This is a genomic window from Tenacibaculum singaporense (assembly GCF_003867015.1).
GTDB lineage: Bacteria > Bacteroidota > Bacteroidia > Flavobacteriales > Flavobacteriaceae > Polaribacter > Polaribacter singaporensis.
This window is the reverse complement of record NZ_CP032548.1, coordinates 1,107,422-1,125,533: the sequence shown is the minus strand read 5'-3', so window position 1 is coordinate 1,125,533 and position 18,112 is coordinate 1,107,422. Positions and strand designations below refer to the sequence as shown.

Genomic DNA, 18,112 nt, shown 5'->3' with positions numbered 1-18,112 from the left:
AAAAAAAGACCGCAGAAATGCGGCCTTATTTCATAAAGATTTCTCTTTATTAGTTGGATAGAAGTCCCCCGAAATCTATCGTACTGTTAAAAACATTGTTTTTAGCATTTTCAAAGATATAAAAAATTGTTAATTTTTATTATTTTTTTATAACTATTTTATTGTCAACTACATCTTTGATAGGTAAAATAACCTTACCTCCATCTGTATTGATTGTAATACATATATTATCTATAGCAACTACTACACCTTCTACATCATTTATCACAACCTTTTCTCCTATTGAAATATTTTTTCTCGAATAATAACCAAAAAGTAATCTAGAAACTGCATCTCTAGCTCCAAAGCCAAATGCTAAGGTAAAAGCTAACAATACAGAACCTATCAAAAGAGTTAAATTACTCTTAATCACAGATGTATCAACTCCAGCTTGATCTAATGCTGTTATAGATAAAAACACAACAATTAGGTAAAAAGCAATATTTCCTACTAAATTCCCTCCAGAGATTTCAAGAGATTTAAACATGGATTGAATTGCTTTTTTAACCATGGTTCCTAAGTAAGCCCCTCCTACAAAAATACCTACCGCAGTTAATAGTTTTGGTAAGTACGCAAAAAAGCTTCTAATCCCTTCAGAGACTACAATTAAGCCAAACATTTCTGCCCCAACCATAACGAAAACAAAAATTAAAAACCATTTTAGTATAGCCAAAATAACATTGGTAAGTACTATATTTATTGTACTACTACCAAAAATTTCTGTTTTTCTAAGCTTCTTAGACCATTCATCTATTTTAGTTTTGGCTAATGCTTTTCTAACAAGGTATAGAAAGACTTTTATAACGAGCCAAGAAATAATTACAAAAGCTAAAAATCCCACTACAGTTGGTAATGAATCAACTATATCTTGAAAAATATCCTTAAAAGGGGTTAAAAAATCTATATTTAAAAAACTCATAACTTTTATGTATATATAGTATGTATTTGATTAGTTTAAACTAGTTAGTGTCATTTCTTTTTTCCTTTTGGTTCAGCCCCTCCTCCTATCAAATCAACAATAGCATTAGGATACTTAACCACGAACAAATCAGCCATGTCTATTGATAGCTTTATCATTGCCACATCATTAAGCACTTTATCTTTTAGTACTTCTGGCAATTCTTCGTTATGTAATATTTTCTTGAATGGATTATCCATAATTTATTACAATTCGTTATACGCTTTCACCACTTTTTCTTTAGCTCTTTTTAAACGCATTTTTACTGCGCTTTCCCCCAAATCTAATCCCACTGAAATATCTTTAATACTCATTTCGTCCTGGTATTTCATTAATAAAATCATTTTCTCTGGAGGAGAAATCATTTCGAGTGCTTTGGCCAATTTATCTGACTTTAACTCAAATAGTGTCGCGTCATCAATATCATCAATATTACTTTCCTCTTTTATTTCGTCCGTTACTACTGTTACTTTTTCTTTTTTCTTTTCTTTATTTCTCTGTACATAATTAACACAAAAATTGTAAGTAAAAGAATACAACCAAGTAGAAAACTTAGATTTTCCTTTAAAAGTTCTCAATTTAACAAATAAACGAATAAATACATCATGTGTTAAATCTTGAGCCTCTTCTTTATTTTTGGAAAATCCATAGCACTTGTTATATACCACGCCAGCATAACGATCGTATAAAACAGCGAATAAATGAGTATCATTTTTTTCTACTATTTTACGAACTAAATCTTCGTCGCTTATTTTTTTTACATCAATACTCTCCAAGGGGCAGTATAGTTAGTTTCCTTCTTAGTTATACAATAGTTAGACACTTGCCTCCCTACGTGGTCACCTAATCATTGTTCAAATAACAAACTTTAACACTTCTTTAACAAATAGACGAAAATTTTCAAGAAATACAAAAAACTTTGTAACATTATTCTAATTGAATACGTATAAGATAATGTAGACTGATTGATAAATTAAAAATACACTTGAAGTAGATGAGACAACTTAAAATTACAAAACAGGTTACCAACAGAGAAACCGCGTCTTTAGATAAATATTTGCAAGAAATAGGAAAAGTAGATTTAATTACTGCTGATGAAGAAGTTGAATTAGCGCAAAGAATTAAAGCAGGTGACCAAAGAGCTCTTGAAAAACTAACTAAAGCTAACTTACGTTTTGTGGTATCGGTTGCTAAGCAATACCAAAACCAAGGATTAACATTACCTGATTTAATTAACGAAGGAAATTTAGGATTAATTAAAGCTGCGAAACGTTTTGATGAAACTCGTGGTTTTAAATTTATCTCATACGCAGTGTGGTGGATTCGTCAGTCTATCTTACAAGCACTAGCTGAACAATCTCGTATCGTACGTTTACCATTAAACAAAATTGGTTCTATTAATAAGATTAATAAAATGTATGCTTTCTTAGAGCAAGAAAATGAGCGCCCACCAAGTGCTGAGGAAATTGCTAAGAAGTTAGACATGACTGTTAACGATGTTAAAGAATCAATGAAAAACTCTGGACGTCACGTATCAATGGATGCTCCTTTAATTGAGGGTGAAGATTCTAATTTATATGATGTATTAAACTCAGGTGAATCACCAAACCCTGACAAAACATTATTACACGAATCTTTACGTATTGAAATTAATCGTGCACTAGAAACATTAACTCCACGTGAGGCTGATGTTGTAAAATTATACTTTGGTTTAGGAGAGCACCAACCAATGACTTTAGAAGAAATAGGTGAAACATTTGATTTAACTCGTGAACGTGTACGTCAAATCAAAGAAAAAGCCATCAGAAGATTAAAACACACATCTCGTAGTAAGATTTTAATGACTTACTTAGGTTAATAATACAAACAACAACAAATAGTTATCGTAACTATTCGTTTTTTGATTAATGAATGAAAGCTCTCAAATTTGAGAGCTTTCTTTTTGATTTTAATGCCCTTAGTTTTAACTATATTTGCACATAATAACAACACAACAACTTATATATTAATGGAAAAACTTGTAGCCCCATCAATTTTAGCGGCTGATTTTGGAAATCTTCAACGCGATGTTGAAATGGTAAATGATAGTAAAGCAGATTGGTTTCATATTGACATTATGGACGGTGTTTTTGTACCAAATATTTCTTTTGGAATGCCTGTTTTAAAATCAATTACAAAACATGCCAATAAAACTATTGATGTGCACTTAATGATTGTAGATCCTGATCGTTACATTCAAACTTTTGCTGATTTAGGCGCCGACATTTTAACAGTACACTACGAAGCTTGTACACATTTACACAGAACTGTTCAAGCAATAAAAGCAGCTGGTATGAAAGCAGGTGTTGCTTTAAACCCACATACACCAATAGCTGTTTTAGAAGATATTATCAAAGATTTAGACTTAGTGTGTATTATGAGTGTTAATCCTGGATTTGGAGGACAATCATTCATCGAAAATACGTACAAAAAAATTCAACAGCTAAAGAACTTAATTGAATTCAGTGAAGCTTCTACCCTAATTGAAATTGATGGAGGAGTAACTGATCAAAACGCTAATAAACTTGTAGAAGTTGGTGCTAATGTATTAGTTGCTGGTAGTTTTGTTTTCAAAAGTGACAACCCAACCGAAACAATTGAAAATTTAAAAACTATTATAAATTAAAAGTCAAAGCGTATTTAGAAACAAATCTAAATACGCTTATGGTTTAACAGCCCTATAATCCCTAAAAGGGTTACTAAATATGAATAGTAAATATTAATGTAATCTTGTTTAGAGTAAATTTACTCTCCTCCACAATATACTTCATTCATACAAATATAACCTGGAGGAAGAGGTTCACACTTAGTACACATTACATATGTCCATCCTCCCTGAATAGTTTTTTGTTCTGATTTATTCAAAACTGAACCTAAATTTGAAATGTTTTTTAACATGGTAAAGTATTTTGAGTTTCTCAAAAATAAATTCTACAAAACAATTTAACTCAAAAAAAACCATAATAAAAGTATGGTTTTACCATAAACTTTAACTTTTCATACCCACTTATGTTAAAGAAAGAACTAAAACTGCTCTAATAAGTAATAAATTAAGTCCGTGGTAGTTACAATCCCAACTAATTCATTATCATCAACAACTGGTAAAGCGTGAAACTCTTTTTTAGCTAGAATTTCTGCAACCTCCTTAATTGTCGTACTAGAATCTACCGTTTCTAAGTTTTTTGCCATCACTTGGTCTATTGTAAACATATTATACACCACAGTATCAACGTCTGTTTCATTTTCATCAACTGCATCTGCAAAACTTATTCTTAATAAATCTGTATAACTTAACATTCCTTTTATTTCATTTCCGCTAACTACCGGAATATGTCTTATATGTTCTTTTTTAAATATTTTTTCTGCTGTCATTAAATCATCAGTACTACTTAATGTAATTACATCTTTAGTCATTATAACTGAAACTGGTGTTCTTTTTTTCATTTTTGTAAGATTTTGTGTTATTATCTATTTCAAATTTCAGTAATAAAAACAAGTATAAACCTGATTAAAATCATAGATTATCATCTATTTTATTTCTATCTAAAATGTAATTATTTAACTATTTTTACAAAAACATTTTATCTTGATAGAAGATTTACAGAAATACTACGGTTATTTATTTGAGGAAGCATTATTAAAAGAAATAACTGATGTTGCAATAGCTAAAGAATTTAAATCCAATGAAGTTATTATTGATATTGGAAGCTACATTACTTCTATTCCTTTGTTATTAAGTGGTGCAATAAAAATTTTGCGTGAAGATAAAGAGGGAGACGACTTAGTCTTATATTATATTGAAAAAGGTGATACTTGTGCTATGACACTTTCATGTTGTATGGGACAGACTAAAAGTAAAATTAAAGCTGTGGCTGAAACTGATGTAAAGCTATTAATGATCCCTAAACAAAAAATGAGTGAATGGCTTAGTAAATATAAAAGCTGGCAAGAATTCATCTTACATAGTTATCACAGCAGATTACAAGAGTTTATTGATGCTATTGATACTATTGCTTTTCTAAACATGGATGAACGTTTATTAAAATACCTAAAAGACAAAGCCTTAGTAAATCAAAATGAAACAATTAGCGTAACACATCAACAAATAGCTAACGATTTACACACTTCAAGAGTGGTTATTTCAAGACTTTTAAAAGCCCTAGAAAAACAAGATAAAATAGAACTAAATAGAAATCAAGTTAAAGTGCTAGAACTTTAACCCTGTAACTTAAGTTACATTTACTACAAGAGAATCATTTTACCTTTATAGTAAAAAACGATGGGTAAATTTTCTGAAATAATTAAAGGCAACAAACCTGTTTTGATTGATTTCTTTGCCGAATGGTGCGGTCCATGTAAAATGATGACTCCTATTTTAAAAGAAGTGAAAGAAGATTTAGGAGATAAGGCTGTTATCTTAAAAATAAACATTGATAAAAACCCCAAAATAGCAAACACCTACCAAATTAAGGGAGTTCCTACATTTATACTCTTCAAAGAAGGCAAATTATTATGGCGACAATCTGGAATGTTACATAAGGATGATTTGATTCAAATTATTAATAGTCATGTGAAATAATATCATTATTTTTATTCCACCTTATTGCTACTAAAAAAACGTTCTTATTTAATAACCTCCTAAACTATCTTTAGTATGGAAGACATGCTCTTTTATGATAGAATGCAGTTTGCTTTCACAATAACTTTTCACTACTTATTTCCACAATTAACCATGGGACTATCGTTGATGATAGTTTTCTTCAAATGGAAGTTTTTAAGGACTAAAATTGAAAAATACAATGATGCAGCAAAGTTTTGGATGAAAATCTTTGCTTTAAACTTTGCTATGGGAGTTGTCACTGGAATCCCTATGGAATTTCAATTTGGAACTAACTGGGCAAAATTCTCCGAGCTTACTGGTGGTATTATAGGTCAAACATTAGCTATGGAAGGAATGTTTTCTTTCTTTTTAGAATCTTCCTTTTTAGGGCTGTTTTTATTTGGAGAGAAAAAACTAGGACACAAACTTCACTTTTTAACTGGATTCCTTGTCTTTTTAGGCTCTTGGGCAAGTGGTTTTCTAATTATAGCTACACATTCTTGGATGCAAAATCCTGTAGGATATGAAATACTAGCCAATGGTAAGTTTGTTTTAAATAATTTTTCTGCTCTTTTCTCTAATCCTTGGTTATGGCCTTCATATTTACACAATCAGGCTGCTTCCTTGGTAACGAGTTCTTTCGTAGTCGCTGGTATTGGAGCTCTTTATCTTTTAAATAAAAAACACGTAGAATTTGGAAAATTATTTTTAAAAACGGGAGTTGTTTTTGGAGTTATAGCATCTATTTTGGTTGCTTTCCCTACTGGCGATTTAGCTGCTAAAAATGTTGTCAAATATCAACCTATAACCTTTGCTGCTATGGAGGGTATATTTGAAACAGAAAAAGGAGGCTCTGAAATAGTGCTAATTGGACAACCAAATATGCTGGAGAAAAAATTAGACAATAAAATAGCCGTCCCTAACATCTTAAGCTTTTTAACTTATCAAGAATGGAATGCTGAGATTAAAGGACTCAATGAATTTGATGAAAAAAACTACCCAACAAACATACCGGGTTTGTATTATGCATATCATATAATGGTTGGTTTAGGAACTATTTTTATTGCATTAATGTTAGCTAGCATTGTACAATTATTCAGAAAAAAATTATATCAAACAAAATGGATTTTATGGTCTTTACTCTTCATGATTCCATTTCCATATATTGCCAACACTACCGGCTGGTATACCGCTGAATTAGGACGTCAACCTTGGTTAGTTTATAACTTATTACGAACATCTGCTGGAGCATCTCCTACAGTATCCTCAGGAAACACTTTATTTACTCTTTTAGGGTTTATAGGTTTATACTTATTATTAGGAATGTTATTTCTGATTTTAGTAGGAAAAATCATTAACAAAGGACCTCAAACAACACATTAAATTATGGAACTTTTTTGGTATATAGTATTAGTTACGATGTTAGCCATTTATGTTATTTTAGATGGTTATGATTTTGGAGCAGGAATTATTCACTTATTCTTTGCTAAAAAAGAAGAAGATAAAAAGAAAGTCGTAAAAGCAATAGGTCCTTTTTGGGATGCGAACGAAGTATGGTTAATCGCTGCGGGCGGTGTCTTATTTTTTGCTTTCCCTACTTTATATGCTTCTTCATTTAGTGGTTTTTATCTTCCTTTAATGATGGTTTTATGGTTACTAATTTTTAGAGCTATTGGTTTAGAGCTTCGCGGACAAATACACAATAGAATATGGGAAAGTATTTGGGATAAAGCTTTTGGAGTTGCCAGCTTACTTCTTGCATTATTTTTTGGGGTGGCACTAGGAAATGTGGTACGTGGTGTTAATCTAGGAAATGTAGTAGATGGTGTTTCTACTCATGAAGCACATTACTTTTTCCTCCCTTTATGGAATTCGGAATTCTCTCCTCATTCTGAAACACTTGGTGTTATTGACTGGTTTACTTTACTTCTGGGAATTATTACAGTGGTATCACTAACTATCCATGGTGCCAATTGGGTTATTTTCAAAACTAATGCTAGTATTAACAACCAACTAAAAAAGGTTGTTTTTACTCTTTCTTTTGTTTTATTAGGCTTAGTAATTATTTCATTATTCGCTTGGCATATTATAGAACCTAAACCATTTCATAATTTTATAGAACATCCTTTCCTTTGGATATTTCCTTTACTAACGTTTGTAGGCTTGTTTGGTTTATTCAACGTAAAACAACACAAAAAACACATCACTGGGTTTTTATATTCTTCTTTGTTTTTATTAGGAGGTTTGGCAACTACAGTCGCTTCAATTTTCCCTAAAGTTTTGCCCTCTACCAATAACATAAATCCCGATTTAACAATTTATAATGTAGCTGCTAACGAGTATGGTTTGTCCGTAGGTTTAAATTGGTTTTTTATAGCTGCAATCCTAGTAGTTGTTTATTTTGTTATTCAGTATAAAGTTTTTAAAGGAAAAATGGATGATGTAGACTATGGTGAACATTAGCATATTCTCTTTTGTATATTCTACATATCCTCTTTACTAAAAAACATACCCTGTGTAACTAAAGTTACTGACTACCGTATATGTTGCCACTAAATTTGCTGTTATAAAACAGTAAAAATGAAAACATCATATATTCGTTTATTTACGCTAGCACTTTTTATAACTGCTACTACCCTAGCTCAAACTAAAATTTCAATTTCCAAAAGTGAGGTTTTGAAAAGAGTTCAGGAAAATAATACCTCTTTAAAAATAGCTGAACAAAACTATCAGCAAGCACGTGCCGATTACAAGCAAACCAACGCTATGTTCTTGCCAAATATTACTGCTTCTCATACAGGAATTGTAACTACGAATCCACTAATGGCATTTGGCAGTAAATTGAATCAAGAAATTTTAACACAGGCAGATTTCAATCCTGAATTATTAAACAATCCGAAACGAACACAAAACTTTGCTACTAAAATCGAAGTTCAGCAACCTTTGGTGAATTTAGACGGTATTTACCAACGTAAAGCCGCTAAAACTAAAATGGAAGCAACCAACTTGCAGACGCAACGTACTCAAGAATATTTATTGTTAGAAGTTGAAAAAGCCTATATGCAATTGCAATTAGCTCACAAGGGAGTTTCGGTATTAGAAAAAGCCTTAAAAGCTACGGAAGCTAATCAACAAATGGCAGAAAATAGCTTTAAGCAAGGTTATTTACAACGTGCTGATGTATTAGCCGTTGAAGTTCGAGTTACCGAAGTAAAAAATCAATTACAAACAGCAAAAAGCAATGTACTAAATGTTTCTAACTACTTGTCTTTTTTAATGAATGAAAAACAAAACAACATTTATGAACCCTCAGATAGTTTACAAGTACACTTAACGAATCAAGTTGCTGACATTACTATTTCTGAAAATCGTTCAGATATTAAAGCAATGGAATTAGCTTCTGAGGCTTATCAAAAAATGCACAAAGCGGATAAAATGGATTTTCTTCCACGCTTAAATGCTTTTGGTAGTTACGAATTGTACGATGATAAAATTTTCAATGTTGATGCAAGTGGTTACGTAGTAGGAGCACAATTAACTTGGGATATTTTCAAAGGTTCTAAACGCTACGGAAAAGCACAAAAAAGCAAAGCTCAGTATGAAAAATCAAGATTAGAATACGAGCAGTATAAGTCTAAAAGTCAATTAGAGTTAAATAAGACTAAACGATTGTTAACTGATGCTGAGGAACAATTAAAACTAACCGAATTAGCCTTACAGCAATCGGAAGAAGCCTTACGAATCAGAAAAAACAGATTTAAAGAAGGACTAGAAAAAACATCCGATTTATTAATGGCAGAAACTCAATACGCTCAAAAACAATTAGAATATTACCAAACCGTATATCAATATAACTATACCAAAGCTTATTTAGATTTTTTAACTAAAGAATAATCAACAAATGAAAACTATATATACAATCGCTCTTGCCGCATCACTTTTAGCATTAAGCTGTGGTAAAAAAGAAACAACAAACAATAACAACAAACCAACAGTAGCTGTAAAAGTTGCTAAAGTAACGGCTAATGATAACAATCCGTTTATAACAGCAAGCGGAAAAGTAGCAGCTACCAACAGTGCTGAATTAAGTACTCGTATGATGGGTTATGTAACCAACATACATGTAAAAGTTGGTGATAAGGTAAATAAAGGTCAATTATTAGTATCAATCAATAACAGCGATTTACAAGCTAAAAAAGCACAAGTAGAAGCTAATGTAATTAAAGCACAAGCAGGATTTTCAAGCGCTGAAAAAGATTACAATCGCTTTAAAAACTTATTTGAACAAAATAGCGCTTCTCAAAAAGAGTTTGATGATATCATTGTTCATTACAATGTTGCCAAAGCGAATTTAGAAGCAGCAAAACAAATGAGAAACGAAATCAATTCTCAGTTTGCCTATACGAATATCAGAGCTCCTTTTTCAGGAGTAGTAACTAATAAATTTATCGATAAAGGTGCAATGGCGAATCCTGGAATGCCTTTAATTTCTGTAGAAGGTAAAGGCGGATTTGAAGTAACTGCATTAGTACCTGAAAGTGAAATTTCTCAAATTAAAAAAGATGCAAAGGTCAATGTTACTGTTAAATCAATCAACAAAACAGTTACAGGTAACGTATCAGAAGTAAGTACCTCAGCAAAAAATACGGGTGGACAATACTTAGTTAAAATCAACTTAGATAAAACGGGTTTCAACTTGTTATCAGGAATGTTTGCAACAGTTCAGTTTCCTGTTGAAAGAACACAAAAAAGTACTGACATGGTTTTAATTCCGTCAGAAGCTTTGGTACACAAAGGACAACTATCAGGAATTTATACGGTAAGTCAAAGTAATACTGCTGTGTTACGTTGGTTACTCTTAGGAAGATCTTTTGGAAATCAAGTAGAAGTATTATCAGGTTTATCAGCCGATGAAAGCTATATCGTTTCTTCTGAAGGTAAACTTTACAACGGAGCAAACATTACAATTCAATAAAATCAATTTGAAAATGAACCAATCACCCCATTTTCAAATCAACAAATTTTCAAATTATATAAAATGAAAGAAGGTTTAGCAGGAAAAATAGCCAAAGGGTTTATAGGCTCTAAACTTACCATATTATTAATGGTAATGTTTATGGTAATTGGTGTGTACAGCTCTTTTTTAATTCCGAGAGAAGAAGAACCACAGATTGATGTGCCTATGGCTGACATCTTTGTAGGATATCCAGGTGCGAGCCCTACAGAAGTAGAATCGAGAGTTATCAAACCCTTAGAAAAAATACTTTCGAACATCAAAGGAATAGAGTACGTATACTCTACTTCAATGAAAGAACAAGGAATGGTGATTGTTCAGTTTTATGTTGGAGAAGACATCGAGCGTTCGTTCGTAAAACTATACAATGAGATTAACAAACATATGGATCAAATGCCGAAAGGTGTTACGATGCCTTTGGTAAAAACACGCGCGATTGACGATGTACCTATGTTAGGGTTGACATTATGGAGTGAAAACTACGACGATTATCAATTGAAACAAATAGCACAAGAGCTTACCAATGAAATTGAAAAAGTAAATGACGTTGCGATCACTCAAAAAATTGGAGGTAGAAATCGTGAGGTTCGTGTGGTAGTAGACAAAGATAAATTAGCTGCAAGTGGATTAGACTTTCTATCGGTTACTGAAATGTTAAAATCCAGCAATCAGCAACTAAGTGCGGGGAGTTATGATAAAAACGATACCGAGTTTTTAGTAACTACAGGAAAGTTTTTACAATCTGCTGAAGATGTTAAAAACTTAGTGGTTGGAGTACAACAAAATCAACCGATTTATTTAAAACAAATCGCGAACGTAATAGACGGACCAGAAATTCCTAAAAACTATGTAAGTTTTGGTTATGGACAAGCAAGTAGTAATGCTTCAACGTATCAATCAGAATACCCAGCAGTAACCATTTCGGTAGCTAAACGAAAAGGTGCAGATGCCATGCAAATTGCCGATGTAATTTTAGCTAAGGTTGATCATTTACGTACCAACTTAATTCCCGATGATGTGCATGTTGAAGTTACTCGTAACTACGGTGAAACAGCCTCACAAAAAGTATCGGAATTATTATTACACTTAATCGGTGCAATTATCGCCGTAACTTTAGTCGTAATGTTAGCCATGGGTTGGCGCGGTGGATTAGTGGTATTTTTATCAGTTCCAATCACTTTTGCGCTTACCTTGTTAAGTTACTATATGTTAGATTATACCTTAAACCGAATTACCTTATTTGCTTTAGTATTTGTAACAGGTATTGTGGTAGATGATTCCATTATTATTGCCGAAAATATGCACAGGCATTTTAAAATGAAACGACTGCCATTTAAACAAGCTGCCTTGTACGCTATTAACGAAGTAGGAAACCCAACTATATTAGCCACCTTTACCGTAATTGCTTCGGTATTACCAATGGCATTCGTATCTGGATTAATGGGGCCTTATATGAGTCCGATGCCTATTGGAGCTTCTATCGCTATGATTTTATCATTATTTGTTGCATTAACGATTACTCCGTATTTAGGATACATCTTCTTACGTGAAAAAGACAAGCACGGTACTGAAGAAACCTTTGAAGCAGACGAAACCAAAGCAATGCAAAGTACGCTAATCTATAAATTGTATGAACGATTCGAGCGTCCGTTGATTGAAAATAAAACCAAGCGTTGGACATTCTTAGGAATCACTATTGTTTTATTACTAGGTTCTATGTCGTTGTTTTTTACCAAATCGGTCGCTGTAAAGATGTTGCCTTTTGATAATAAAAACGAATTCCAGATAGTAATTGATATGCCTGAAGGTACCACATTGGAGCGTACCGATGCAGTAACCAAAGAAATTGCACAGTATTTAGCTACACGACCAGAAGTAGTAAACTACCAAAGTTATGTAGGTACTTCTGCCCCAATTACCTTTAACGGATTGGTACGTCACTACGATTTACGTGGTGGTAGTAACATGGCGGATATTCAGGTAAACTTGGTTGACAAACACGACCGAAGCATACAGAGTCACGATATAGCTAAATTGATGCGAGCAGATATTCAAAATATTGCTAAAAAGTTCAAAGCCAATGTAAAATTAGTAGAAGTTCCACCAGGACCTCCTGTATTATCTACTATTGTTGCAGAAGTATACGGACCAGATTACGACAAACAAATTGAAATTGCCAATGAAGTTCAAAACATCTTACATAATACTAGCGATGTAGTAGATATTGATTGGATGGTTGAAGACAATCAAACTGAATATGAGTTTGTAATCGATAAGGAAAAAGCAATGCTTTATGGTGTGGCACCTCAACAAATTGCTTACACATTAAATATGGCACTATCTAACAGAGCGGTTTCAACCTTATATGATGAAGATGCCTCTAATCAAGTAGGAATTGTGTTTGCCTTAGATGAAAAAGAGAAATCTTCTGTTCAAGATATTGCTCAGTTACAAATAAAATCGCAACACGGGAACCTAGTTTCTATAAGTGATTTAATTTCTGTTGAAGAAAAGAACAGCGCGAAAAGTATTTATCGAAAAAATCAAAAGCGTGTAGTTTATGTGATGGCTGATATGGCTGGCGAATTGGAAAGTCCTGCTTATGCTATTTTAGGAATGGAAGAGAAATTAAAAGAAATTCCACTTCCGCAAGGGTATGAGTTAAATGAATTATACATTAAACAACCCGATTTTGAAGATGATTACACCGTAAAATGGGATGGTGAATGGCAAATTACGTTAGAAGTTTTTAGAGACTTAGGAATTGCCTTTTTAGGAGTCATCATCATCATTTACATGTTAATTGTAGGATGGTTCCAAAACTTTAAAGCTCCAATTGTAATGATGGTTGCAATTCCATTATCAATGGTAGGAATTATTTTAGGACACTGGATGATGGGTGCTTACTTTACTGCAACTTCATTTATTGGAATGATTGCCCTCGCAGGAATTATGGTTAGAAATTCTGTCTTATTGATTGACTTCGTTAATTTACGTTTAGCAGAAGGAATTCCATTAAAACAAGCCGTGATTGAAGCTGGTGCTGTACGTACCACTCCTATCCTATTAACCGCAGGTACAGTAGTTATTGGTGCATTTGTAATTTTATTTGACCCTATTTTTCAAGGGTTGGCCATCTCTTTAATGGGAGGAACTATTACGGCTACAGTACTTACCTTATTAGTAGTTCCTTTGATATATTATTTAATTGAACGTAAAAATTATAAGTAACATGAAAAATAGAATTGTACGTGGTATTGCTGGAACTTTTATACTTATCAGTTTAATCCTAGCAACCAAAGTAAATAACAATTGGTTATGGTTTACTGCCTTTGTAGGAGCCAACTTATTACAATCATCTTTAACCAAATGGTGTTTGATGGATGATATTTTAACCAAGGTTTTTAAAGTAAAAGAGTAGCGATTTATGCTGCGGAAAAATTCAACATGAGTTGAATCTTTTTATATAATTGTGGAAATTGTTGCTGTAAATCTTCAGGAGTTTCAAAAAAGTGCTCCATAATTACAGCAACAAATTCCAATTTATAATTTAGTTACCAACCCTCTTCTTTCTTGTTTAATTCTTTCTCATAAACGCAATTTTCCTTTCGTAAAATCTTAATAACTTTATAAAACACTATCCCTATATTTGTTTTTATGGATGAAATCAAAGCAATCCTTATTGATGATGAACAAAGTGCGAGAAATGTTTTATCTAATTTACTAGAAAGAGCATCTACCAATATTAATGTTCTTGATTCTTGTAATAACTTAGAGTCTGGTGTTCAAAAAATAAAAGAACAACAGCCCGATGTGGTGTTTTTAGATGTACAGATGCCTAATTATGCAGGCTATGAAATCGCAAGGTTTTTTGATGTTATATCATTTGAAATTATCTTTGTTACTGCATATGATCACTATGCCATTAAAGCTTTTGAGTTAAATGCTATTGATTATTTAGTAAAACCTATTGACAGAAATAAACTAGATATAGCTCTTAAAAAACTAGAGCATAAGCTACACCAACAAGCTTCATTAGTTGATTATCACTCCCTACTTAAAACCATAAAAGATAAAAACTACAAAAAAATTGTTATTCCTGAATTAGGGAATAGGCACATTCTCAATTTAACAGACATTGTTGCTATTGAAGCTGACGGAGCTTATAGTAAAATACACGTTGTGAATAAAGCAACTATTATCGCTAGTAAAAATTTAAAATTTTTCGAAAACACACTGTCTGAGGAGCCTTCTTTCTTCCGTTCTCATAGAGCGTGGATTGTTAATTTAACTTATATTGAGTTTTTAAACAAAACAACTTTAAACCTCACTCTAGATAATGGAACTATTACAGCAAAAATTTCTAGATCAAGAATAAGTAGCTTTGAAAATAGTATCTAGTCATAAACCATCGTTTCTTTTAATAAAGTATTCTCTTTTATTACTTATTCTTTGTGCTTCAATAGCAACAAAAGCACAAGACCCTGTATTTATACAATTATCTGAAAAAAATAAACTTCCCGATAATGAATTCTATAACATTCATGAAGATCGTAAAGGTTTTATATGGCTATGTGCAAACAAAGGACTGTATAGATATGATGGTAAAACCTTTAAAAACTATAGTAATCCTTTACAACGCGGAGCTTCTGTATTTAATACTCAAGAAGATAACTTAGGACGGATTTGGTGCAATAATATTTCTGGTCAGTTTTTCTATATCCAAAACGATAAGCTACATTTATTTAAAGACTTAAGTGATTATTTAAATGGTGAACTGGGTGATTTTGTAATACGAAATGATTTTTTATGGGTTTTTACTGTAAAAACGATCTACAAAATAGATTTAAAAACCAAACAAATAATACAACAACATACTACTACAAAAAGTTTTGGAACTCCGTTTTCTTTTAACAATACTATTTATTCAGGAGCCATCGATTCTATTATTTCAATAAACAAAGACAACAGGATAACTTCTATAATAGAAACTAAACTTCCTCATATAGGAAAAAAAGGTAACGCTATAAGTTTGGGAAAGTCTATTATCTTTAAAACGGATTCAATTTATATATACTCTCAAATAAGAAACAAAAAAAACAGCTTTTATAAATTAAACTTCCCACAAAAAAAGTTAGAACTTGTAAAAGGGCTAGAGCCTCTTGAAAAAATAAAGCTCTATACTATTTTTGAGCATAACGATGAAACTTGGATAGCAACAAATCAAGGAGTATGGGTTTTTACTTTCAAAAACGCTGCTTTTCAACTAAAAAAAAGATTTTTAACAGACAAACACATTACCAAAATCATTAGAGATAAAGACAATAATTATTGGCTTACTAGTTTAAATAATGGTGTTTATATTATTCCAAATATTCATATAGAAACCTGTAATATTCCTCTAAAAGAGGAAAATATAAAAACATTAGACAAAATAAACGATAGTACCTTAGTTATGGGAAGCAACCGTGGAAATGTTATTTTTTATAACATCAATTCTCATACTTCTAAAACTATTAATTTACCTGTTAACGAAGGAAAATTATCTAAACTAAAGTATAATCCTAATCAGCAAAAAATTTACCTTAGTAAAGGATTTAGAAATTATATTTTAGATTATAGAAATTTAACCCTTGAAAAAACTAGATTTTTTGATGCTGCAAAAAGTTTTTCATTCTTAGCTCACAACGATTTACTTTACACCAACCATAACAAAGTTGTTTTATTAAAAAACGCTAATTACCACGGTAAAGAAAAATTTATTTCAACAAATAAAAGAACTTACGATTCTTTTTATGACAAAATAAAACATCAAGTTTATGTTTCATTTGTCGACGAATTAGCTGTATATGACAGCCTTTGGAACAAACAGATAATTGTAAACAATAAAAAACCCATCTATAGTAAATCTATAACTCAAACCGCTAATGGTATTGTTTGGGTTGCCACATTTAAAAATGGCCTTTTAGGAATTAAAAATGGCAAGGTAATTAGACATTATACCACACAAAATGGCTTGACCTCAAATATTATTGAAAAAATTAAAGCCGACCAAAATAAGCTATGGATTGTAGGTGTAAACAGTATTCAAAAGCTCGATATTCTCACTCATAAATTTAAAACACTCACCAAACGAGATGGTATTAAATCATACAATATTTCTGGTATTGAAATAATTGGTAACAAAATCTATTTCTCATCTGACAAAGGGTTATTTTCCATTGATAAAAACAATGCTTTTAAAACATTACATCCTAAAGTATATTTTAGTGCTGTAGAAATTAATGAAAAAGACACCCTAATTACTTCAAATTATACCTTAAGGTATAATCAAAACGCAATAAGAATAAATTTTAATGTTAATGGTTTTTTGTTTAACCAAAAAGGAACGTATAAATATCGTTTAAAAGGATATAACGATGCTTGGTTAACTACAGCTATTGGTGAAAACTCAATAAAATACAATAGTTTACCCGCGGGTGAATACACCTTTCAAGTACACCCATTTTTAAATAGTACAAGTACTAACTATGAAATAAAAGAGCTACACTTTTTTATTAAAAAACCATTTTGGAAAACGTTATGGTTTATCTTATTAATTGTTTCTCTTATTTTAGGAGCTACTATTTTATACTTTAAACAAGCAATGCTAAAAAAGGAAAAAGAGCGCATTGCCCAACTTGAAAAGATATCTTTAGAAAAAGAACTGATCGCTATTAATTTAACTGCTTTGCGTTCACAAATGAATCCGCATTTTATTTTTAATGCGTTAAATTCTATTCAAGATTTGGTATTACAACAAGATACTGATGCTTCCTACGACTATATTGTATTATTTGCTAAACTTATACGAAGCACCTTAAGCTATACAAATCAAGATTTTATTCCTATAGAAAAAGAGTTAGAGTTTTTAAATGTATATCTACAACTAGAAAAACTTCGTTTTGGTGATGATTTCACCTATACAATTACCTACGATGCTCATGAAGAATTGGAGGTTCCTTCTTTACTAATTCAACCTTTTATTGAAAATGCTTTAGTACATGGTTTACTACATAAAGAAGGAGAAAAAAAACTAGACATCACCTTCAATCTATCAGAAAACACCTTACAATGTATTATTACTGATAACGGTATTGGAAGAAAGAAAAGTAAAGAAATTAATCTCCGCCAAGGAAACCGTCATGAATCTTTTGCTTTAAACTCCATAAAAAAACGTTTAGAAATTTTTCAAAAACAATATGTTACTAAAATAGGTTTTGTTATTGAAGATATTTATAAAAACAACAATCCTAATGGCACAAGAGTAATTGTAACCATGCCTTTTAAGTATTTATTCTAAATTAACATCGCTTTTTATTTGCTTGCAAAAAACTATTCATAAACTCTTTTTACTGTTCACAAAACATTTTCTTACAAAATAACCCTTTACAACTACTATTGCATATCAAATACTAAAAAT

General features: G+C 31.5%; 17 protein-coding genes. 12 read left to right on the top strand and 5 right to left on the bottom strand.

The features are described 5' to 3' along the window. Nucleotides 1-139: 139 nt before the first annotated feature. The 3 genes from D6T69_RS05110 to D6T69_RS05100 are packed head-to-tail and all read right to left on the bottom strand — an operon-like array spanning nt 140 to nt 1,773. Complete coding sequence (locus tag D6T69_RS05110) at nt 140-958, bottom strand: mechanosensitive ion channel family protein (protein ID WP_125066749.1); 819 nt, start codon at nt 956-958, stop codon at nt 140-142. A gap of 50 nt (nt 959-1,008) precedes the next feature. After that, a complete protein-coding gene (locus tag D6T69_RS05105; RefSeq protein ID WP_125066748.1) occupies nt 1,009-1,197 on the bottom strand; it encodes a hypothetical protein in 189 nt (62 codons plus the stop codon). Nucleotides 1,198-1,203: 6 nt separating this feature from the next. Beyond that, nucleotides 1,204-1,773: an RNA polymerase sigma factor gene (locus D6T69_RS05100; protein WP_125066747.1), complete on the bottom strand. Its 570-nt coding sequence runs from the start codon at nt 1,771-1,773 to the stop codon at nt 1,204-1,206. A 218-nt stretch (nt 1,774-1,991) separates the two neighbouring features. Between D6T69_RS05100 and D6T69_RS05095 the strand changes: the two genes are divergently transcribed. Together D6T69_RS05095 and rpe are read left to right on the top strand one after the other, a co-directional pair. After that, nucleotides 1,992-2,855 (top strand): sigma-70 family RNA polymerase sigma factor, encoded by an 864-nt coding sequence (locus D6T69_RS05095; protein WP_028891227.1) that lies wholly within the window; start codon nt 1,992-1,994, stop codon nt 2,853-2,855. Nucleotides 2,856-3,005: 150 nt separating this feature from the next. Then, a complete protein-coding gene (rpe, locus tag D6T69_RS05090) occupies nt 3,006-3,662 on the top strand; it encodes a ribulose-phosphate 3-epimerase (RefSeq protein WP_125066746.1) in 657 nt (218 codons plus the stop codon). Between the two features lie 398 nt (nt 3,663-4,060). Here rpe and D6T69_RS05085 read toward each other — a convergent pair whose 3' ends face one another. Then, nucleotides 4,061-4,480: a CBS domain-containing protein gene (locus D6T69_RS05085; RefSeq protein ID WP_125066745.1), complete on the bottom strand. Its 420-nt coding sequence runs from the start codon at nt 4,478-4,480 to the stop codon at nt 4,061-4,063. Between the two features lie 142 nt (nt 4,481-4,622). Here D6T69_RS05085 and D6T69_RS05080 point away from each other — a divergent pair, with 142 nt between their 5' ends. The 8 genes from D6T69_RS05080 to D6T69_RS05045 all read left to right on the top strand — a co-directional run bounded on the left by D6T69_RS05080 (nt 4,623) and on the right by D6T69_RS05045 (nt 14,071). Further along, entirely contained in the window at nt 4,623-5,255 is a 633-nt protein-coding gene (locus tag D6T69_RS05080; RefSeq protein WP_125066744.1) for a Crp/Fnr family transcriptional regulator, read from the top strand. A gap of 60 nt (nt 5,256-5,315) precedes the next feature. After that, a complete protein-coding gene (gene trxA, locus D6T69_RS05075; protein ID WP_125066743.1) occupies nt 5,316-5,615 on the top strand; it encodes a thioredoxin in 300 nt (99 codons plus the stop codon). A 75-nt stretch (nt 5,616-5,690) separates the two neighbouring features. Next, nucleotides 5,691-7,019 carry a cytochrome ubiquinol oxidase subunit I gene (locus D6T69_RS05070; protein WP_047790385.1) on the top strand — a complete coding sequence of 443 codons (1,329 nt, stop codon included), beginning with the start codon at nt 5,691-5,693 and terminating at the stop codon, nt 7,017-7,019. 3 nt (nt 7,020-7,022) lie between these two features. After that, on the top strand, nt 7,023-8,099 hold the full coding sequence (cydB, locus tag D6T69_RS05065) for a cytochrome d ubiquinol oxidase subunit II (RefSeq protein ID WP_125066742.1): 1,077 nt from the start codon (nt 7,023-7,025) through the stop codon (nt 8,097-8,099). A 117-nt stretch (nt 8,100-8,216) separates the two neighbouring features. Next, nucleotides 8,217-9,530 carry a TolC family protein gene (locus D6T69_RS05060; RefSeq protein ID WP_125066741.1) on the top strand — a complete coding sequence of 438 codons (1,314 nt, stop codon included), beginning with the start codon at nt 8,217-8,219 and terminating at the stop codon, nt 9,528-9,530. A gap of 7 nt (nt 9,531-9,537) precedes the next feature. Beyond that, on the top strand, nt 9,538-10,611 hold the full coding sequence (locus D6T69_RS05055) for an efflux RND transporter periplasmic adaptor subunit (protein WP_125066740.1): 1,074 nt from the start codon (nt 9,538-9,540) through the stop codon (nt 10,609-10,611). 63 nt (nt 10,612-10,674) lie between these two features. Continuing rightward, entirely contained in the window at nt 10,675-13,881 is a 3,207-nt protein-coding gene (locus D6T69_RS05050; RefSeq protein WP_125066739.1) for an efflux RND transporter permease subunit, read from the top strand. Nucleotide 13,882: 1 nt separating this feature from the next. Next, the gene (locus tag D6T69_RS05045; protein ID WP_125066738.1) at nt 13,883-14,071 is read left to right on the top strand and encodes a YgaP family membrane protein; all 189 of its coding nucleotides are present in this window, start codon (nt 13,883-13,885) and stop codon (nt 14,069-14,071) included. 4 nt (nt 14,072-14,075) lie between these two features. On the opposite strand, the gene D6T69_RS16220 is transcribed toward D6T69_RS05045, so the two are convergent. Then, entirely contained in the window at nt 14,076-14,192 is a 117-nt protein-coding gene (locus tag D6T69_RS16220; protein WP_164506688.1) for a zinc-dependent peptidase, read from the bottom strand. A 115-nt stretch (nt 14,193-14,307) separates the two neighbouring features. Here D6T69_RS16220 and D6T69_RS05035 point away from each other — a divergent pair, with 115 nt between their 5' ends. After that, nucleotides 14,308-15,051: a LytR/AlgR family response regulator transcription factor gene (locus D6T69_RS05035; protein WP_125066736.1), complete on the top strand. Its 744-nt coding sequence runs from the start codon at nt 14,308-14,310 to the stop codon at nt 15,049-15,051. After that, complete coding sequence (locus D6T69_RS05030) at nt 15,035-17,992, top strand: sensor histidine kinase (protein WP_125066735.1); 2,958 nt, start codon at nt 15,035-15,037, stop codon at nt 17,990-17,992. The genes D6T69_RS05035 and D6T69_RS05030 overlap by 17 nt, the downstream gene beginning before the upstream one ends. Nucleotides 17,993-18,112: the final 120 nt, after the last annotated feature.